The 18,886-nt window shown below is 70.5% G+C and carries 20 protein-coding genes and 3 tRNA genes; 4 read left to right on the top strand and 19 right to left on the bottom strand.

Annotated elements, in window-relative coordinates; all coding sequences use genetic code 11:
- Positions 1-2: 2 nt before the first annotated feature.
- The 7 genes from ACH4F2_RS03775 to ACH4F2_RS03745 all read right to left on the bottom strand — a co-directional run bounded on the left by ACH4F2_RS03775 (position 3) and on the right by ACH4F2_RS03745 (position 3,800).
- Positions 3-1,466, bottom strand: coding sequence for an MFS transporter (locus ACH4F2_RS03775; protein WP_398131065.1), 1,464 nt, complete (start codon positions 1,464-1,466; stop codon positions 3-5).
- A 131-nt stretch (positions 1,467-1,597) separates the two neighbouring features.
- The gene (locus ACH4F2_RS03770; protein ID WP_398131064.1) at positions 1,598-2,170 is read right to left on the bottom strand and encodes a TetR/AcrR family transcriptional regulator; all 573 of its coding nucleotides are present in this window, start codon (positions 2,168-2,170) and stop codon (positions 1,598-1,600) included.
- 178 nt (positions 2,171-2,348) lie between these two features.
- A complete protein-coding gene (locus ACH4F2_RS03765; RefSeq protein WP_398131063.1) occupies positions 2,349-2,777 on the bottom strand; it encodes a MaoC family dehydratase in 429 nt (142 codons plus the stop codon).
- 7 nt (positions 2,778-2,784) lie between these two features.
- Positions 2,785-3,237, bottom strand: a complete 453-nt coding sequence (locus ACH4F2_RS03760; RefSeq protein ID WP_398131062.1) for a MaoC family dehydratase N-terminal domain-containing protein — start codon at positions 3,235-3,237, stop codon at positions 2,785-2,787.
- A gap of 115 nt (positions 3,238-3,352) precedes the next feature.
- On the bottom strand, positions 3,353-3,517 hold the full coding sequence (gene rpmG, locus ACH4F2_RS03755; RefSeq protein WP_003948671.1) for a 50S ribosomal protein L33: 165 nt from the start codon (positions 3,515-3,517) through the stop codon (positions 3,353-3,355).
- Between the two features lie 91 nt (positions 3,518-3,608).
- Positions 3,609-3,681 (bottom strand) — tRNA-Met (locus ACH4F2_RS03750).
- A gap of 46 nt (positions 3,682-3,727) precedes the next feature.
- A tRNA-Thr gene (locus tag ACH4F2_RS03745) sits at positions 3,728-3,800 on the bottom strand.
- A gap of 318 nt (positions 3,801-4,118) precedes the next feature.
- Between ACH4F2_RS03745 and ACH4F2_RS03740 the strand changes: the two genes are divergently transcribed.
- A complete protein-coding gene (locus tag ACH4F2_RS03740; protein WP_398131061.1) occupies positions 4,119-5,387 on the top strand; it encodes a hydrolase in 1,269 nt (422 codons plus the stop codon).
- 231 nt (positions 5,388-5,618) lie between these two features.
- Complete coding sequence (locus tag ACH4F2_RS03735) at positions 5,619-6,275, top strand: SDR family oxidoreductase (protein ID WP_398131060.1); 657 nt, start codon at positions 5,619-5,621, stop codon at positions 6,273-6,275.
- A gap of 34 nt (positions 6,276-6,309) precedes the next feature.
- Here the strand turns inward: ACH4F2_RS03735 and ACH4F2_RS03730 are convergent, their stop codons facing one another.
- Complete coding sequence (locus ACH4F2_RS03730) at positions 6,310-6,528, bottom strand: hypothetical protein (protein ID WP_398131059.1); 219 nt, start codon at positions 6,526-6,528, stop codon at positions 6,310-6,312.
- A 103-nt stretch (positions 6,529-6,631) separates the two neighbouring features.
- Positions 6,632-6,713, bottom strand: a tRNA-Tyr gene (locus ACH4F2_RS03725).
- Between the two features lie 250 nt (positions 6,714-6,963).
- Between ACH4F2_RS03725 and ACH4F2_RS03720 the strand changes: the two genes are divergently transcribed.
- Positions 6,964-7,452 (top strand): YajQ family cyclic di-GMP-binding protein, encoded by a 489-nt coding sequence (locus tag ACH4F2_RS03720; RefSeq protein WP_159329740.1) that lies wholly within the window; start codon positions 6,964-6,966, stop codon positions 7,450-7,452.
- A gap of 174 nt (positions 7,453-7,626) precedes the next feature.
- Here ACH4F2_RS03720 and ACH4F2_RS03715 read toward each other — a convergent pair whose 3' ends face one another.
- Entirely contained in the window at positions 7,627-7,893 is a 267-nt protein-coding gene (locus ACH4F2_RS03715) for a GlsB/YeaQ/YmgE family stress response membrane protein (protein ID WP_398131058.1), read from the bottom strand.
- A gap of 140 nt (positions 7,894-8,033) precedes the next feature.
- Between ACH4F2_RS03715 and ACH4F2_RS03710 the strand changes: the two genes are divergently transcribed.
- Positions 8,034-9,296 (top strand): APC family permease, encoded by a 1,263-nt coding sequence (locus tag ACH4F2_RS03710; protein ID WP_398131057.1) that lies wholly within the window; start codon positions 8,034-8,036, stop codon positions 9,294-9,296.
- Between the two features lie 443 nt (positions 9,297-9,739).
- On the opposite strand, the gene ACH4F2_RS03705 is transcribed toward ACH4F2_RS03710, so the two are convergent.
- The 9 genes from ACH4F2_RS03705 to ACH4F2_RS03665 form a co-directional block, all read right to left on the bottom strand.
- The gene (locus tag ACH4F2_RS03705; RefSeq protein ID WP_398131056.1) at positions 9,740-10,333 is read right to left on the bottom strand and encodes an SMI1/KNR4 family protein; all 594 of its coding nucleotides are present in this window, start codon (positions 10,331-10,333) and stop codon (positions 9,740-9,742) included.
- A 76-nt stretch (positions 10,334-10,409) separates the two neighbouring features.
- Positions 10,410-10,826, bottom strand: a complete 417-nt coding sequence (locus tag ACH4F2_RS03700; RefSeq protein WP_398131055.1) for a YccF domain-containing protein — start codon at positions 10,824-10,826, stop codon at positions 10,410-10,412.
- Entirely contained in the window at positions 10,823-11,686 is an 864-nt protein-coding gene (gene htpX, locus ACH4F2_RS03695; RefSeq protein ID WP_398131054.1) for a zinc metalloprotease HtpX, read from the bottom strand. The genes ACH4F2_RS03700 and htpX overlap by 4 nt, the downstream gene beginning before the upstream one ends.
- Before the next feature lie 263 nt (positions 11,687-11,949).
- Positions 11,950-13,497 carry an NADH-quinone oxidoreductase subunit N gene (locus tag ACH4F2_RS03690; RefSeq protein ID WP_398131053.1) on the bottom strand — a complete coding sequence of 516 codons (1,548 nt, stop codon included), beginning with the start codon at positions 13,495-13,497 and terminating at the stop codon, positions 11,950-11,952.
- On the bottom strand, positions 13,494-15,092 hold the full coding sequence (locus ACH4F2_RS03685) for a NuoM family protein (protein WP_398131052.1): 1,599 nt from the start codon (positions 15,090-15,092) through the stop codon (positions 13,494-13,496). Before ACH4F2_RS03685 ends, ACH4F2_RS03690 begins: the two co-directional genes overlap by 4 nt.
- Before the next feature lie 6 nt (positions 15,093-15,098).
- Complete coding sequence (locus ACH4F2_RS03680) at positions 15,099-17,093, bottom strand: NADH-quinone oxidoreductase subunit L (RefSeq protein WP_398131051.1); 1,995 nt, start codon at positions 17,091-17,093, stop codon at positions 15,099-15,101.
- Positions 17,090-17,482 (bottom strand): NADH-quinone oxidoreductase subunit NuoK, encoded by a 393-nt coding sequence (gene nuoK / locus ACH4F2_RS03675; RefSeq protein ID WP_398131050.1) that lies wholly within the window; start codon positions 17,480-17,482, stop codon positions 17,090-17,092. Before nuoK ends, ACH4F2_RS03680 begins: the two co-directional genes overlap by 4 nt.
- Positions 17,482-18,198, bottom strand: coding sequence for an NADH-quinone oxidoreductase subunit J (locus tag ACH4F2_RS03670; RefSeq protein WP_398131049.1), 717 nt, complete (start codon positions 18,196-18,198; stop codon positions 17,482-17,484). The genes nuoK and ACH4F2_RS03670 overlap by 1 nt, the downstream gene beginning before the upstream one ends.
- Positions 18,195-18,884: a 4Fe-4S binding protein gene (locus tag ACH4F2_RS03665; protein ID WP_398131048.1), complete on the bottom strand. Its 690-nt coding sequence runs from the start codon at positions 18,882-18,884 to the stop codon at positions 18,195-18,197. Before ACH4F2_RS03665 ends, ACH4F2_RS03670 begins: the two co-directional genes overlap by 4 nt.
- Positions 18,885-18,886: the final 2 nt, after the last annotated feature.

Genomic DNA, 18,886 nt, shown 5'->3' with positions numbered 1-18,886 from the left:
GGTCAGCGGGAGGCCGCTCCCCTTGCCTGGACGAGCTCCGGTCCGGCCGTCGGCTCCGGCCCGTGCTCCTCCCCGGATGCCTGGCCGCCTCGGCGGCGGGACGGGATCAGCAGGGCCGCGACGCCGCCGAGGGCCACCACCCCGGCGCCCACCGCGACCGCGGGCCGCAGCCCGTCGACGAAGGACTGCCCGGACTCGTAGCCGCCCTGCGCCGCGAAGATCGAGCCCATGACCGCGATACCGAGCGCGCCGCCGACCTCGCGCAGGGCGTTGTTGGCGCCGGAGGCGATGCCCTGCTCCTTCGGGGCGACGCTGGACATCACCAGGGCGGAGGCAGGGGCGAAGAACAGGGCCATGCCGATCCCGCTGAGGATCAGTCCGGGCAGCTGGACGGAGTAGGAGGCGTCGGCCGTGATCACGGAGGCGAGGTAGCCGAGGCCGGCCGCCTGGAGGAAGAGCCCTGCTGCGACGACCGGTCGCCCTCCGACTCGGTCGGACAGGATGCCGGCGATCGGCGCGACCAGCATCGGCATGCCGGTCCAGGGCAGCATGCGCAGGCCCGCCTCGGTGGGCGTGTATCCGAGCACGTGCTGCATGTACTGACTGAGCAGGAAGATCGAGCCGAACATCCCCAGGAACATCAGCAGGCTCGCCGCGTTGATGCCGGAGAAGGCCCGGGAACGGAAGAGCCGCATGGGGAGCATGGGGTTCTTGCCATTGCTGCCGTGATGGACGAAGCCGGCCAGCAACGCCACGCCGGCGAACAGGGCGGTCAGCACCACGGGGCTGGTCCAGCCGTCGACGGGCCCGCGGATCAGGCCGTAGACGATGCCGAAGAGTCCACCGCTGGCGAGCAGGGTGCCGGCGAGGTCGAGCGGGGCGCCGGTGCCGTACGACTCGGCGAGGCGGAGACGGGCGAGCGGCAGCAGGGCCAGCCCCAGCGGAACGTTCAGCCAGAAGATCCACTGCCAGGAGATGTGCTCGGTGAGGCTGCCGCCGACCAGTGGACCGGAGGCCACGGCGAGCCCGTTGACGGCACCCCAGATGCCGTACGCCATGCCGCGCCGTTCGGCGGGCACGGCGGCCGTCAGCAGGGTCAGGGTCAGCGGCATCATGATCGCCGCGCCGACGCCCTGGACCGCGCGGGCGGCGATGAGCGAGTCGATGCCGGGAGCCAGGGCCGCGGCGGCGGAGGCGCCGGTGAAGACGGTGAGGCCGATGACGAAGAGCCTGCGCCGGCCGAAGCGGTCTCCAAGGGCCGCGCCGAACATCAGCAGTACCGCGAAGGTGAGCGTGTAGGCGCTCACGGTCCACTCCAGGTCGTGCAGCCCTCCGCCCAGATCCTCACGGATGGAGGGCAACGCGGTGGTGACGACGAGATTGTCCAGGGCCGCCATGAAACCGGCGACGCTGGTGATGACGAGGGCCCAACCCGTTCCCCCGCGACGTGCGTTCTGCTGTGACATCTCTCCCCCAGAGGGTGTCCAGTACTGTCGCTTCACTGTGGTTAGTAATTAATGACTAACTTTCGCGGTCACACGGGGGCACACGAAAGCACGCAGCTCGCGAGCGTTCGCCCGCAAGCGTCCGTAAGCCCCTACGCGCCGCCCTGGCCCCGCTTGACCTGGGCCGAGACATGGAGCCCTTCCCAGATCCGGTGTTCGGCGGGGAAGCCCATGCCGGCCAGAGCATTGATGAGCATCCCGTACGCCATGAAGGTCGTCGTCTCGCCGACGTCGCCGCCGAGGGGCACGTGCACGGTGTCCCAGAGTTCCAGCCAGCCCCTGCGGACCATCTCACCGAACTCGTGATCCCCGGCCGCTTCCGCAGCCGCGACCGTGACGTACACCTGCAACTGCATCTGGAGGCGCTCGGGCTGCTCGGTGATCAGCCGCGTGTAGGCCTCGGCCATGGCATTCAGGGCCGCTTCGCCGCGCAGGCCCTCGGATGCCACCTCGAAGAGCCGGCGCATGTCCTGCAGGCAGCGTTCCGCCACCGCGAGGAAGATGGCCTTCTTGCCCGGGAAGAGGCGGAAGAGGTACGGCTGGGAGACTCCCACCCGCTTGGCGATGGTCTCCGTCGACGTGCCGTAGTAGCCACCCCGGGCGAACTCGCTCATCGCCGCACGGATGACGCTCTCACGCCGCTCCTCTGCGCTCATCCTGACCATGCAAGTAAGTTAGTACTCAATCACTAACTACGTCAAGAAGTGTTGCGGGATGCCTCGCCGCGGCGGTGAGGAGATGCGGCGGCAGGCGCGGGGCACCCTCAGCAGTACGTGAGGGGCGCCCTCCTGAGAGAGCACCCCTTACCTACCGCCGCCTGCCGGGTGGCCGCGGCGGACCCCGTCAGGCGAGTCTCACGATCGCCCGGGACATGCCGAGGACCTTCTGGCCGGCGCTGGTGGCCGTCAGGTCGACGCGGACGGTGTTGTCGTCGAGCTTGACCGCGACCTTGCCGCTGACCTCGATCACGGCACCCTGGTCGTCGTTCGGCACGACCACGGGCCTCGTGAAGCGGACGCCGTACTCCACGAGCGCGCCGGGGTCGCCGATCCAGTCGGTGACCACGCGGACCGCCTCCGCCATGGTGAACATGCCGTGCGCGATGACGTCCGGCAGGCCGACGTCCTTGGCGAATTTCTCGTTCCAGTGAATCGGGTTGAAGTCGCCGGAGGCACCCGCGTACCGCACGAGCGTGGCGCGGTTCACAGGGAAGTTCTGCGCCGGCAGCTCGGTGCCGACCTCGACGTCGCTGTAAGCGACCTTCGCCGTCATGGAATGCTCACGCCTCCTCGGCCGCGCGGGCCACGAGCTTGGTCCAGGCGGTCACGACGTGCTCGCCGGCTTCGTCGTGGACCTCTCCGCGGATGTCCAGGATGTCGTTGCCCGCCATCGACTTGATCGCCTCGATGGTGGAGGTGACCGTGAGCCGGTCACCGGCGCGGACCGGACGGACGTAGGCGAACTTCTGGTCGCCGTGCACCACCCGGCTGTAGTCCAGGCCGAGCTGCGGGTCCTCGATGACCTGACCCGCCGCCTTGAACGTGATCGAGAACACGAAGGTCGGCGGAGCGATCACGTCCGGATATCCGAGCGCCTTCGCGGCCTCCGTGTCCGTGTACGCCGGGTTGGCGTCCCCCACCGCCTCCGCGAACTCGCGGATCTTCTCCCGGCCCACCTCGTAGGGCGCGGTAGGCGGATAGGTCCGCCCCACGAACGACTGGTCGAGCGCCATGGGCTCGCAACCTCCTGCTGCTCTGCGGGCTGTGGGTGCCGCCTCCGGCACCGCTGACCGAAACGACACGAGGCCGCCCCCAAACCTCGGGGACGGCCTCGTGTACGAGCCTGATTTATCGCGTTTCGCGGTGCGCGGTGTGCGCGTTGCAACGCGGGCAGTGCTTCTTCATCTCCAGTCGGTCCGGGTTGTTACGCCGGTTCTTCTTGGTGATGTAGTTCCGCTCCTTGCACTCCACGCAGGCCAGCGTGATCTTCGGGCGGACGTCGGTGGCAGCCACGTGAGTGCACTCCTTGACGAACGGATTGATGGTATTAACGCAAGCAAGAGTAGCCGACTGAAGGACCGACCCCGCAATCGGCTACTTTGTGTAGCGGTGACCGGACTTGAACCGGTGACACAGCGATTATGAGCCGCTTGCTCTACCGACTGAGCTACACCGCTGTGATGCGATCGGATCCCGCCTTGCGGCGGGAACTTCTCACACCAGAGCCCCAAAACGGAATCGAACCGTTGACCTTCTCCTTACCATGGAGACGCTCTGCCGACTGAGCTATTGGGGCGAGCGATGAAGACATTACACGGTCGCCTGCCGTTCGCCCAAATCCGTTTCGCGGCCCCTGCCCCGTCCCGTCCCCCGGCCCGCCCCTGCGCCTGCTCCCCGGTCCCGCCCCGGACCGTGCCCGACCCGTCCCCGGGCTCATCGGCCCTCCGGCGCGCACGGCCCGGCGGCGTCCAGAGGGCTGGGGCCCGGCGTGGCGGGACCGCACCGGTACGACTATTGCGCTCCTCCGCGTCACGGACTGACCACCGTCCTAGGCTCGACTCACTCTGCGTGACCTTGCGTCCCCCACTGCGCAGCCCCGAGCCGGAGGAGTGCGATGCCTGACAGCCAGCCGCAGCCGCCCCACTCGCCCTCCCCCTCGGACCCCGCCGGCCGCGGCTCGCTCCTCCTGTCCGGGGCACGGCTCACCGACGGCCGGACCGTGGACGTACGGCTGCACGGCGGGCGCATCGAGGCGGTCGGCACGGCCGGCAGCCTGACAACGGCTGGAACGTCCGGCTCCGGCACCCGCGTGGACCTCACCGGCTACCTCCTCCTCCCCGCCCCCGCCGAACCCCACGTCCACGGCGACACGGCGCTGACGGCCGACATCCCGGGCCCCGTCTCCTACGATCCCCTGGACGTCCAGCGCCGGGCCACGGAGGCCGCCCTGCTCCAGCTGGGACACGGGGCGACCGCGCTACGGGCACACGTGCGCGTGGGCGACGTTCCGGGGCTGGGCTCGCTGACCGCCGTCCTGCGGGCGCGGCGCTCGCTGCGGGGGCTGACCGAGCTGACCGCGGTGGCGATGCCGAGGCTGCTGACCGGGGTGGCCGGGGCCGACGGGCTGGCGGCGTTGCGGGACGCGGTCAAGATGGGCGCGGACGTGGTGGGCGGGTGTCCGGACCTGGACCCCGATCCGACGGGGTACGTCGAGGCTGTCCTGGAGGTCGCCGCCGAACACGGCTGCCCGGTCGACCTGCACACGGACGCCGCCGCCCCGGCGCGGCTGGCCCGGATGGCGGCGATGGCGGGCGGACTGCGCCACGGGGTGACCCTGGGCCCCTGCGACGGGCTGGGCCGATTGCCCGCCGACGCCGCCTCCCGGGCCGCTGACCAACTCGCCGCGGCCGGGGTGACGGTGGTGTGCCAGCCGCAGGGCGCCTGTGGCGCGCTCGACCACCGCGACGGCACGGCACCGGTACGGCTGTTGCGGGCCGCCGGCGTGCCGGTCGCCGCCGGGAGCGGTGCGCTGCGGGACGTGTCCAACCCGGTCGGGCGCGGTGACCCCCTGGAGGGGGCCTACCTGCTGGCGTCACGCCACGGGCTGCGTCCCGAGGACGCGTACGACGCGGTGAGCGCTGCGGCGCGGGCGGCCCTGGGTCTGCCCGAGGTGCGGGTGGAGGCCGGCTTCCCGGCCGAACTGCTCGCGGTCCGCGGGGACCGGCTGGCGGGGGCGCTGTCCCTGGCGTACAGCCGGATCGTGGTGCACCGGGGGCGCGTGGTGGCACGGACGAGCGCTGTACGGGAGTACGGCGACTCGACGACCGGGAAGGACCTGGGGCTGCCTCGGCAGGGGCGTGGGGAGCGTGGGGAGGCGTCCTGACAGGGGGCGAGGAGCGACCTCGACGGGAGTGGGGGCCGTGTGCGCGCCCGCGTGTGCGCCCGATGAGGCCGTGTGCGCCTGGTGAAACCGTGTGTGCTCGATGAGGCTGAGGCCCTGTGCTCCCGGTGAAGCCGTGTGTGCCCGGTCAGGTTCGTGAGGCCGGACTGGGCCCCACGGGACACGGCCGGAGCCGTGCGGCGAGGGCGGCCGCCGGGGCGTACGGTCGAAGACATGCGCATTGTCATCGCTGGTGGTCATGGTCAGATCGCGCTGCGGCTGGAGCGGTTGCTCGCCGCGCGCGGTGACGAGGTGGCGGGCATCATCCGCAAGGCCGAGCAGGCCGAGGACCTGCGCGCGGCCGGTGCCGAACCGATCGTGCTCGACCTGGAGTCGGCGTCGGTCGAGGAGCTCGCCGAGCGGCTGCGGGACGCGGACGCGGCCGTCTTCGCGGCGGGCGCCGGCCCAGGGAGCGGGGCGGCCCGCAAGGACACGGTGGACAAGGCGGCGGCGGTCCTCTTCGCGGACGCGGCGGTCCGGGCGGGCGTACGGCGCTTCGTGGTCGTGTCGTCCATGGGCGCCGACCCGCACCACCAGGGTGACGAGATCTTCGACGTCTACCAGCGCGCCAAGGGCGAGGCCGACGCGTACGTGCGCTCGCTGGAGGAACTGGACTGGACGATCCTGCGCCCCGGCGCACTGACGGACGACGCCGGCACCGGCTTCGTACGCCTGGAGGCACACACCGGCCGCGGCCCGGTCCCGCGCGACGACGTGGCCGCAGTCCTGGCGGAACTGGTCGACACCCCGGCCACGAGCGGCCTGACCCTGGAGCTGATCAGCGGTTCGACGCCCGTGTCGGTGGCGGTGAAGTCGGTGGCCGGGAACTGAGGACGCGGGGCACCCGGAACTCTCGGGCGTACGGTCAGAACAACGGCAGTTGCCCAGGGAAACCGGGGACGGCGTAACCGTCCAGGGACGGCTGCACCGCACCGAGTTGCGCCGGTCGCCGCGAACCCGGGCAGGAGACGAGCTCGCCACTCGCCCGCGCACCGGAGGGGTCATGGCGCGCGTACCGCCCCGCGACGACGGCGATCTCGCGACGGCACTCTGGGCAGATTCTGCGACGGGAGGACGAGACCATGGGCACCAGTCTGCCCGCAGCGCGAGCACCCTTCGGGGCAACGCATGACGAAAGGCCCTGTGACCTGTCGTTTCAACAGGTCACAGGGCCTTTCGTTCCCGTGTGGCGGCGCCAGGATTCGAACCTGGGAAGGCTGAGCCGGCAGATTTACAGTCTGCTCCCTTTGGCCGCTCGGGCACACCGCCGGGGTTCGCTGCCCTTCGAACCGCCTTTGGCGGCGCTCCGTGGCAACGACGTAAACAATACCTGATGTGGAGGGGTGCTTCGCCACCCGATTGATCGCCGCTCGGGGGCGGCGGGTGGCTAGGCTTGTCCGGATGCGGCCGAGGGCGCCTACCGGGCTCGGCCGGCCGCCGTCGTATGCCGATGCGGGCCCGATACGCGGCCCGACACGCACCCAGATACCACGCACCCAGATACAAGGAGCCACAGGACATGGCCGACTCCAGTTTCGACATCGTCTCGAAGGTCGAGCGGCAGGAGGTCGACAACGCCCTCAACCAGGCCGCCAAGGAGATCTCGCAGCGCTACGACTTCAAGGGCGTGGGCGCTTCGATCTCCTGGTCCGGGGAGAAGATCCTCATGGAGGCCAACTCCGAGGACCGGGTGAGCGCTGTCCTCGACGTCTTCCAGTCCAAGCTGATCAAGCGCGGCATCTCGCTGAAGGCCCTGGACGCGGGCGAGCCCCAGCTCTCCGGCAAGGAGTACAAGATCTTCGCGTCGATCGAGGAGGGCATTTCCCAGGACAACGCGAAGAAGGTGGCCAAGCTCATCCGCGACGAGGGTCCCAAGGGCGTGAAGGCCCAGGTGCAGGGCGAGGAGCTGCGGGTCTCCTCCAAGAGCCGGGACGACCTGCAGACCGTGATCGCCCTGCTGAAGGGCCAGGACTTCGACTTCGCGCTGCAGTTCGTGAACTACCGGTGACCTGCTGAGCCGACGGTGTGACGACGCGTGGGCCTCGCCCGCTCACGAGGTCGGACGGGTGGGCACCCGGCGGTGCCCACCCTGCTCGTCCGCTGCTTCGTCCGCTGCTTCGTCCGCCGGCCTCGTCGGTCGCGTCATCTGCCGGCTCGTCGGCCGGCCCCGGCCCGGGCGCGTTCAGTCGCGCGAGTTGCCGAACAGGAGCCGGTAGCCGATCAGAAGCACCAGGGAACCGCCGATCGCCGCCGCCCAGGTGGCACCGTCGTAGAAGCCCTTGCTGACCGGGTGGTCCAGCCAGCGGGCCGATATCCAGCCACCGATGAACGCGCCCGCGATGCCTATGAGGGTCGTGCCGATGAGCCCTCCCGGGTCGCGGCCGGGCAGCAGAAACTTGGCGATGGCTCCGGCCAACAGTCCGAGGATGATCCAGCTGATGACGGTCATGCCGTGACCCTGCCCTTTCTCACTATGCCTACGCTGTCCCAGCCCTGTGGGCCCGTTCCTCCGCGCGTGTTCATTTCCTCTTGGTGGGGAGGACGTCCCGACCGCGCCCGGTGGTTGCCCTGATCAGTAGGGTGCGACGCATGACACCAGCGGGTTCGGAGTTGCGGCGCACCCTCGGCGTCGGCGACGCCGTGGTCGTCGGGCTCGGTTCGATGATCGGCGCCGGGATCTTCGCGGCCCTGGCGCCCGCGGCCCGCGCGGCCGGGTCGGGGCTGCTGCTCGGCCTCGCCGTGGCCGCCGTCGTCGCCTACTGCAACGCCACGTCGTCGGCCCGGCTGGCCGCCCGGTATCCGGCCTCGGGTGGCACGTACGTCTACGGGCGGGAGCGGCTCGGGGAATTCTGGGGGTATCTCGCAGGCTGGTCGTTCGTCGTCGGGAAGACGGCCTCCTGCGCTGCCATGGCGCTCACCGTGGGCGCCTACGTCTGGCCCGAACAGGCGCACGTGGTGGCGGTCGCGGCCGTGGTGGCGCTGACCGCGGTGAACTACGGCGGCATCCAGAAGTCCGCCTGGCTGACGCGGGCGATCGTGGCGGTGGTCCTGGCGGTACTCGCTTCCGTGGTGGCGGTGTGTCTGGGATCGGGTCGGTCCGATGCCGGAAGGCTGGACATCGGGCTGTCGGGCGGCATCGACGGGGTGCTGCAGGCGGCCGGTCTGCTGTTCTTCGCCTTCGCGGGGTACGCGCGCATCGCGACCCTCGGTGAGGAGGTGCGGGACCCGGAGCGGACCATTCCCCGAGCGATCCCGCTGGCCCTGGGCATCGCTTTGGCGGTGTACGGGTGTGTCGCGGTGGCTGTCCTTTCCGTGCTGGGCCCGGACGGTCTCGGGCAGGCGACGGCACCACTGGCCGACGCGGTACGGGCGGCCGGCGTGCCCGGGCTGGCGCCGGTCGTGCGGGTGGGCGCCGCCGTGGCCGCACTGGGCTCGCTGCTGGCGCTGATCCTGGGCGTTTCACGGACAGCGCTGGCCATGGCCCGGGACGGTCACCTGCCCGGCGCGCTGGCCGCGGTGCATCCGCGTTTTCAGGTGCCGCACCGGGCGGAAGTGGCCGTGGGCGCGGTCGTCGCGGTCCTGGCCGCCACGGTGGACGTACGGGGGGCGATCGGCTTCTCCTCCTTCGGTGTGCTGGCGTACTACGCCGTGGCCAACGCGTCGGCCTGGACGCTGGGCCCGTCGAGGACGGCGCGGGTCGTACCGGCGCTGGGTCTGATCGGGTGCGGGGTGCTCGCGGTCTTCCTTCCGGTGCCTTCGGTGGTCGTAGGCGCGGGTGTGCTGGTGGTGGGTGTGGTGACGTACTGGGCACGGGGGCGGAGGCAGGGGCGGGAAGGGCGGGTCTCGCGGTAAGGCGAAGGGCATCTCGCGGCTGACGCCCCCGAGTCTCGCGGCAGGAGCCTCGGATGAGGCGGGCACGGGTCCACGCTTGCGCGAGTTGACACGTCTGCGAGCCGATGCGGCTGCGCGTCTGCGCGGGCGGCTGCGCGTCTGCGCGGGCGGCTGCGCGTCTGCGCGGGCGGCGTTCGGAGGGCGCGGTCCCCGTCCGGGCGGTGGCGACGCGTGGCTCTGCGACAGGCGTTTCGTCCGGCGTCGGGCCACGTGCCTGGTGGGCCGCCGCAGACGGATCCCGCCGCCGGGTCCCGCCGTGCGTGGGCCCCGCCCTCAGGTCCTGTCCGGCAGGAGCCTCACTACGTGCTGCTCCCGCGTAGGCCTGCCGGGATGCGCGCCCTGTGCCGGCCGGGCTGTCCCGGTGGCGGCTCAGCCCGCCGGGAGCCTGCTGACCGTCTTGCCTCTCAGGATGCCCGGGCAGGCGTTGCACCGGTCGTCGTGGGCCTTCTCGACGTACGTATGGGGAAGCCTGCCCACCGGGCCAACTCCATCCCTTCGTTGGCCTCCTCGTACCAGCCCGTGCCGTCGGCCCAGGCCCGCAGCCAGTCCGCGAGGCTCGGTGCGTCGACGAACCAGGCGTGGTCGACGTCGCCTGAATTGGGCTCGAAGAGGAGGACCGTTGCCTGTGGTGAGCGGCAGTCCACGCACGCGTACATCGCGCAGCCCCAGTGGGATATCGGCAGGACGCCCTCGGGCCAGGGCCAGTCGGGGTCCTTCAGGGCTTCCTCGCGGTTGGCGAGGTATTGGGGTACAGCGGCGGGCTCGCCGGAGGGCGGGCTGTCGAGCAGGGGCAGGAGGCCGTACTCCGGGCCGAAGCCACCGTCCCCTATCCGCAGGTAGAGCTCGGCGAGCAGCGGCGGGAGAGCGAACCCGAGGGCAGCCTCGGCGCGTGACAGCGTCGCCCCGTCGAGGGGCTCGGGCAGGGAAGCCCAGCCCCACGGGCGGGTATTGCGTGCCTTGGCTGCCACCCGTGCCAGCAACTGCTCGTTCTCGGTCATGGGTTCATGATGCAGGCCGCCGCTGACAATCGAGCGGGCCTGTGGACAACCCGGCGGTTGTGGAGAACGACGGCTCCTACCAGCCGGTCCCCCGTGTGCCGGCGCTGGCCGTGAACGGCTGGTCCGTCCGCACGATCTCGCGTCCCAGAGGGAGCAGTGAGACCGGGATCAGCTTGAAGTTGGCGATGCCGAGGGGAATGCCGATGATCGTGACGCACAGCATGATGCCGGTGACGATGTGACCGATGGCAAGCCACCAGCCGGCCAGGATCAGCCACAGCACGTTGCCCAGGCATGAAGGTGCTCCCGCGCCGCGGCGCTCGACCACCGTGTACCCAAAGGGCCACAGGGCGTAGACGCCGATACGGAAAGCCGCGATGCCGAACGGGATTCCGATGATCGTGACACAGAGCAGCGCGCCCGCGATCACGTAAGCGAGGAACAGCCAGAAGCCGCTGAATACGAGCCAAATGACGTTGAGGATGGTCTTCACTGCTGACGACCTGCCATCTTTTCGAGTCGGGCGATTCGCTCCGCCATCGGCGGGTGGGTGGAGAACATCTTCGAAAGCCCCTGTCCCGGGCGGAACGGGTTGGCGATCATCATGTGGCTGGCGGTCTCGATCCGGGGCTCCGGTGGCAGCGGGAGCTGCTTCGTGCCGACTTCGAGTTTGCGCAGGGCTCCGGCGAGGGCGATCGGGTCACCGGTGAGCTGGGCACCGGAGGCGTCGGCCTCGTACTCCCTGGAGCGGCTGATCGCCAGTTGGATGACGGTGGCGGCGAGCGGACCGAGAATCATGATGAGGAGCATGCCCAGCAGACCGGGGCCGTCATCGTCGTTGGAGCGTCCGATCGGGATGAGCCAGGCGAAGTTGACCAGGAACATGATCACCGAGGCGAGTGCGCCGGCGACGGACGAGATCAGGATGTCGCGGTTGTAAACATGGCTCAGCTCATGGCCGATGACGCCGCGCAACTCGCGCTCGTCGAGCAGGCGCATGATGCCCTCGGTACAGCACACGGCCGCGTTGCGCGGGTTGCGGCCGGTCGCGAAGGCGTTCGGTGCCTCCGTCGGCGAGATGTACAGGCGGGGCATGGGCTGGCGGGCCTGGGTGGAGAGGTCGCGGACCATGCGGTACAGCGCCGGGGCCTCGAACTCGCTGACCGGACGGGCCCGCATCGCGCGCAGGGCGAGCTTGTCGCTGTTCCAGTACGCGTACGCGTTCGTGCCGAGGGCGACGAGGACGGCGACGACGAGCCCCGCTCGGCCGAAGAAGCTGCCGATGACGATGATGAGCGCGGACAGTCCCCCGAGGAGTACTGCGGTTCTGAGCCCGTTGTGCCGGCGGTGCACGGTACGCCCTCCAAGTGGTGCAGCAGGGGAACCCTTTGCTTGCTGGTGTCGCTCGCTGTGGTTGCTTCCTGGTCTCCGATGCCACCGGTGCCGTGGCATCACGTCCAGTGGACCCTTCTGTACTGGTCAACGCCAGGCGAAGGCCGCCAGTTCCCTGGCGCTCACGTCGGCGTGCGTGGTCCGTACGGGTGACGGTCGCGGCGTGCGGCACGCGCGCGTGGAAGCCGGGTACCGCACTTGCGCGTACCCGAAGCGGCTGCCGCTCAGAAGAGCCCGGTGTCGGCGAGGCGCAGGATCAGCTGGGGTGCTCCCGAGAGCGCGACGGCGAGGACCGCGGTCACGGTGATCACGGCCGTGAGTGGAAGCGGGGCACCGTGCTTCACGGTCGCGCCCTCAGACGGCCGGAACAGCAGGGCTGTCCATTGGAGGTAGTAGAACAGCGCGATGACGACGTTGACGGCCATGACGACGGCCAGCCAGCCGAGGCCCGCGTCGACGGCGGCGGAGAAGACCGTGACCTTGGCGAAGAGACCGATGATGCCGGGTGGCAGTCCGGCGAGGCAAAGCAGGAAGAACGCCAGGAGCAGGGCTGTCAGTGGGTGGGACGCGTACAGGCCGCGGTAGTCGGCGACACGGTTCAGGGACCTCGTACGGCCCACGAGTGCGGCCACCGCGAAGGCGCCGAGGTTCACCGCGGCGTACATGAGGGCGTAGGCGACGGTGGAGCCGATCGAGCGTTCGGGGTCGTCGGAGTACGCGGCGGCGGCGATCGGCACCAGGAGGTAGCCGGCCTGACCGACCGACGACCAGGCGAGGAGGCGTACCGCGCTGTACGCGCGCGTGGCTTGCTGGCGGAGGGCTCCGACGTTGCCGACGGTCATGGTGAGCGCGGCCAGCGCCGCGAGGGCCGGTCCCCAGACGTCGGCGTAGGACGGAAGGGCGATGACCGTGACGAGGATCAGGCCGGAGAAGCCGACCGCCTTGCCCACGACGGACAGGTAGGCCGCGATCGGCAGTGGGGCGCCCACATAGGTGTCGGGCACCCAGAAGTGGAAGGGCACGGCGGCCGTCTTGAAGGCGAAGCCGACGAGAGTGAGGACGACGCCGGTCTGGGCGAGCGTGGTGAGCTGCCCGTCGACGTGCTGGATGCGTTCGGCCACCTGGGTGAGGTAGAGGGTCCCCGTAGAGGCGTACACGAAGCTGATGCCCATGAGGCTGACCGCGGTCGCGGTGACCGAGGACAGGAAGAACTTCAGGGCCGCTTCGGATGACCTGCGGTCGCCCTGCCGCAGGCCTACGAGGGCGAAGGCGGGCAGGGAGGCGACCTCCAGGGCGACGATGAGGGTCGCGAGGTCGCGGGAGGCGGGCAGCAGGGCGGCGCCCGCCGCGGAGGACAGCAACAGGAACCAGTACTCGCCCTCGGGGAGTCCGCGGTCGGCGTCCTTCACGGCGGTCACCGACAGCAGCGCGGTCAGCAGGGCGCCGCCGAGAACCAGGAACTGGATGGCGAGGGTGAAGGTGTCCGCGGTGTAGCTGCACACGTCGGTGTCGCCGGTCAGGCAGAACGTGGAGCGGTCGCCGTTCACCAGGGGCAGCAGCATGAGTGCGGAGGCGGCGAGTCCGGCGACCGACACCCAGCCCAGCAGCGACTTGCGGGCGTCCTTGACGAACAGGTCCGCGACGAGGACGACGAGACCGACGACCGCCGTGATGGTGGGCGGCGCGATGGCGAGCCAGTCGACGGACTGGACGAGGTTCTGGGCCAGTGGCTGTGACAGAGGCTCGGTGAGGGGCTGGGCCGGGTAGCTCATCGGGTGCCTCCTGAGAGGAGCTGCTGCACGGCCGGGTCGGTCAGCCCGAGGAGGATCTTGGGCCACAGCCCGGCGACGACGGTGAGGACGACGAGCGGGGTCCAGGCGGCGAACTCGTACGTGCGTACGTCCGTGAGCTTCGGGGCCTGCCGCGGCACGGCGCCCATGCAGACGCGGCGGACCACGATCAGCATGTACGCGGCGGTCAGCAGCGTGCCGAACGCGGCGACGGCCATGAAGGTGAGGAAGGCGGGGCGGCTGAGGTCGTCGTGCGGGTCGAAGGCGCCGAACAGGGCGAGCATCTCACCCCAGAATCCGGCCAGCCCCGGCAGGCCGAGCGAGGCGACCGCGGCGAAGGCGAGCAGGCCGCCCAGGCGCGGTGCCTTGCCGTACAGGGCGGCGCCGGTCTCCTCGGCGAGGGCGTCTAGGTCGGTGGTGCCGGTGCGGTCCTTGAGGGCGCCGACGACGAAGAAGAGCAGGCCGGTGATCAGCCCGTGGGCGACGTTGGCGAACAGGGCGCCGTTCACGCCGGTCGGGGTCATCGTCGAGATGCCGAGCAGGACGAAGCCCATGTGGCCGACGGAGGAGTAGGCGATGAGGCGCTTGAGGTCGCCCTTCGCCCCCCGTTTGGCCAGGGCCAGACAGGCCAGAGAGCCGTAGACGATGCCAACGACGGCGAACGCGGCGAGATACGGCGCGAAGGTGTGGAAGCCGTCCGGCGCCACCGGAAGCAGGATCCGGACGAACCCGTACGTACCCATTTTCAGCAGGACGCCGGCCAGCAGGACCGATCCGACGGTCGGCGCGGCGGTGTGGGCGTCGGGCAGCCAGCTGTGCAGCGGCCACATCGGGGTCTTGACGGCGAGCCCGATCCCGATCGCCAGAACGGCGGTGACCTGCACGGATGTGGTCAGCGACCGGCCGTTGTCAGTGGCGAGTGCCACCATGTCGAATGTGCCCGCCGTGATTCCGATCAGGAGCAGGCCGAGCAGCATGACGACGGAGCCGAGGAGCGTGAAGAGGATGAACTTCCAGGCGGCTCCGGCCCGTCCCTCGCCGCCCCAGCGGGCGATGAGGAAGTACATCGGGATGAGGACCATCTCGAAGGCGAGGAAGAACAGGATCAGGTCGAGGACGGCGAAGGTCGCGAGAGTGCCGGACTCCAGGACGAGCAGCAGAGCGACGAGCGCCTTCGGGCTCGGGCCCGAGGCCCGCGGCGTCACCCGCTCATGCTGCTGCTTGAAGTACGAGTAGAGCGCGCACAGGAAGGTCAGCAGCGCCGTCAGGACGAGCAGGGGGAGGGAGATGCCGTCGATGCCGAGGTGGATGCGCACGTCGAGTGCGGGGATCCAACTGATGTCCGTGCCGGCCTGCATCTTCGACGGATGGTCGTGGTCGAAGCCGAGTACGAGGGCGACCACGGCGATGAGGACGGTGCCGGTGACGGTGACGCCGTGCCGCAGCACGGCCTGGTCGGGTGACTTGCCCTTCAGTCCGGGCGGGGCCGGCAGGAGAGCCGCGGCGGCACCCAGGAGCGGGCCGACAACGACGAACGCCAGGAGGAACTGCATCACGGACTCGTTGATATCGATCACGCCTGCTCACGCTCCCGTGGCGACGAGGACGGCGGCGACCGCGAGGACGACGGTGCCGGCGAGCAGCGCGCTCACATAGGTCTGCAAGTTGCCGGTCTGGGCACGCCGTACGGCTGTCCCGAACCATCGGGGCAGGGTGCCCGCTCCGCGCACGTAGGTGTCGACGACCTCGCGGTCGAGGAACCGGACGAGGCTCGCGCCGGCCAGTACCGGGCGGACGAAGAGGTTCGTGTACGCCGAGTCCAGGTGGAAGCCGACGGCTGCGTGCCGGTGCAGCGGGCCCAGCAGGAGCCGTCCGGGGTCCGACGGGTCGGGGGCGTGGGCGACATCGCCGTAGGCGGGCTTGTGACTGGCGATGGCCTCGGTCTCCACCAGCGCGGCGTCGCCCTCCGGGTGAGCCGCGACCGCACCCAGTGGAGTGCGGCCCGCGAGCGCCGCGGTGTGGCGCCAGGCGGCGTAGGTGACGATGCCGCCGACCAGCGCCACGCCCGTGCCGAGCACGGAAGTGGTGAGCGTCGGGGTGAGGTCGTGGCCGTCGAACCAGTCGGGCAGGAGGCGGAATGCCAGCCCGCCAAGGGCGAGCGAGGGAACGGCGAGCACCCAGAGCACGGCGTTCATGACGACCGGCTGCCTGCCGTGGTCGGGGGCCTCGGTGCCCCGCCCGCGGAAGGCCAGCAGCCACAGGCGCATCGCGTACGCCGCGGTGAGCAGGGCCGTGACCAGGCCGGCGACGAGGACGGTCCAGCCCGCGGCGCCGGGCGCGTGTTCGGTGTGGCCGGTGGCGACGTGCTCCGCGACACCGAGGACGGATTCCTTCGAGAAGAAGCCGCTGAAGGGGGGGATCGCGGCGAGCGCGAGCAGGGCCACGGTCATCGTCCAGTAGGCGTCGGGGACACGGTCGCGCAGGTTCCGCATGCGGGACAGGGCGGCCAGCGAGTTGGTGCCGGCGGCGTGGATGATCACACCGGCGGCGAGGAAGAGCAGCGCCTTGAAGGCACCGTGCGTGAGGAGGTGGAAGACGGCGGCGCCACGGTCGCCCGCGGCGAGGGCGCCGGTCATGTAGCCGAGCTGCCCGATGGTCGAGTAGGCGAGGACGCGCTTGATGTCGTCCTGGGCGAGCGCGGCGAGCGCCGAGCCGACCATCGTGACGGCGGCCATGACGGCGAGGACGACCATTGCGGCCCGTGATGCCTCGAACAGCGGAAGGAGCCGGGCGACGAAGTACACACCGGCGGCGACCATCGTCGCGGCGTGGATCAGCGCGGAGACGGGCGTCGGGCCCGCCATCGCGTCGGGGAGCCAGGTGTGCAGTGGGAACTGCGCCGACTTGCCCGCCACCCCGGCCAGGAGCAGCAGGGCCATCAGCGTCGGATGGTCGAGCGAGCCGCTCGCCACCGCGCCGAGGACCTTGGTGATGCGGAAGGAACCGACGTCGGTGGCCAGTGCCAGCAGGCCGATCAGGAAGGGGACATCACCGAGCTTGGTCACCAGGAATGCCTTCAGGGAGGCGGCGCGCGCCTCCGGGGTCTCCCAGTAGTGGCCGACCAGGAAGTACGAGCAGATGCCCATGATCTCCCAGCCGACCAGCAGCACCATCAGGTCGCCCGAGTAGACGACGAGGAACATGGCGGAGGTGAAGAGGGAGACGAGAGCGGCGTACGAGGGGTAGCGGGGGTCGTCGCGCAGGTAGCCCGTCGAGTAGATCTGCACACAGGTGGCGACGCTGCCGACCAGGACGGCGACGAGGGCGGCGAAGCCGTCGATGTGCAGGGCGAGTTCGATGGGCACCGAACCGGTGGGCGTCAGCTCCGTGACGGCGTCGACGGCCCGGCCGCCGCCTTGGCGGGCCGCGACCACTACGGCGAGGACCAGAGCGGTCAGCGTCGGCAGGACGGCGAGCGGGCGGACGAACCCGGGCGCCGTGCGGCCCAGCAGAAGGCCTGCGGCCGCCCCCAGGAAAGGGAGGAGGGGGACGAGTGCGGCGAGGTTGGTCGTGGTCACGCGGTGGCCTCAGCCTTCTCGGCGGCCGCCCCGGTCGCGGGGGCATCGGGGTCGGGGCCGTCCGGCTCGTGGCCCTCGGCGGTGTCGCGGAGCTTGTCGATGTCCGAGGTGCCGTGGTTGCGGTGGACGGCGAGCACGATGGCCAGGCCGATGCCGATCTCGGCGGCCGCGATGGCGATGATGAACAGGGTCAGTGCCTGGCCGGAGTGCAGGGTCTCCTCGGCTGCGTTGCTGAGCCAGACGTCGAAGGCGACCAGGTTGAGGTTGACGGCGTTGAGCATCAGCTCGACCGACATCAGGACCAGGATCGCGTTGCGACGGGCGAGGACGCCGTACAGGCCTGTGCAGAACAGGAGGGCGGAGAGAACGACGGGATAGGCGAGGTGCATCAGCTGACACCACCCTTGTCGGCACGGTTCGGGCCGGTCGGCCGGTCGGCTTCGGTCCTGCGGCTGGTGGCGGCGGCACGGCTGGTGTCGGCGGCAGGGCCGTTGTCGGTTGCACGGCCGTTGTCGGTTGCACGGTCCGACTTCGCCTTGCGGGACAGGACGATCGCGCCGACCAGGGCGGCGAGGAGGAGCACGGAGAGGGCCTCGAAGGGGAGGACCCAGTTCTGGAAGAGGCTCGCCCCGGTCACGGCGGTGGAGCCGGCGGCCTGGCCGTCCAGGTCGATCCAGGTGGTGCGGAACGCGTCGACGACGACCCACACCAGAGCCGCGGCGGCGGCAACGGCCACGGTGAGGGCGGCCCAGCGGTTGCTGGAGTCGGCGTCCGGGGACCGGCCGATGGGGGCCCTGGTGAGCATCAGGCCGAACAGGATGAGGACGACGACTGCACCGACGTAGATGAGGACCTGCACCCAGGCGATGAACTCGGCGGTGAGCAGGAGGTACTCGACGGCGAGGCCACCGAGGGCCACCACCAGCCACAGGGCGGCGTGGACGAGCTGCCGGGTGGTGACGGTGACGACGGCGGCGCCGAAGGTGACCAGGCCGACGAGGAGGAAGGCGATCTCGACGCCGGTCGGCGAGAGGAAGCCGTGGGATTCGGCGGCCGTTGTCGTGAAGTCCGCGGCGAGGTGGCCGACGGTCGCTGCGAGGGTCATTCCCGGCCCTCCTGCTCCGGCTGGTCGGACGTGGGCCTCGGCTGGTCCGACGTGGGCCTCGGCTGGTCCGTCTGCTGCTTGGAGTCGCCCATCGGGCGGGTGGGCTGCTCGGCGGCGCGGGCCTGCTCGTCGGCGTGCGGTTCGGCCGGCCGGGCCGCTTCCTGCTGGGCGGCCAGTTTGTCGGCGGTCTTGCGTGCGGCGGCGAGTTCCTTCGGTTCCTCCGCGCCGGGGTCGAGGGCGGGCGGGGCCGGGACCGTCCACATCCACTCGCGGAGCTTGTCGCGCTCGTGGGTGAGATCACGGATGTCGGTCTCGGAGTACTCGAACTCCGGGGACCAGAACAGGGCGTCGAAAGGACAGACCTCGATGCAGATACCGCAGTACATGCACAGGGAGAAGTCGATGGCGAAGCGGTCCAGGACGTTGCGGCTGCGATCGCGTCCGCCGGGGGTCGCCGCCGGGACCGTCTCCTTGTGGGAGTCGATGTAGATGCACCAGTCCGGGCACTCGCGGGCGCACAGCATGCAGACCGTGCAGTTCTCCTCGAACAGGCCGATGACCCCGCGGGTCCGGGGCGCAAGCTCGGGCTGGGCGTCCGGGTACTGCTCGGTGACGGTCTTCTTGGTCATCGTGCGGAGGGTGACGGCCAGGCCCTTGGCCAGACCCGAGCCGGGGATGGGGGGCATGG

The sequence above is a fragment of the Streptomyces sp. NPDC017890 genome (genome assembly GCF_044328675.1).
Lineage (GTDB): Bacteria > Actinomycetota > Actinomycetes > Streptomycetales > Streptomycetaceae > Streptomyces.
This window is presented reverse-complemented; position numbering and strand designations above follow the sequence as displayed.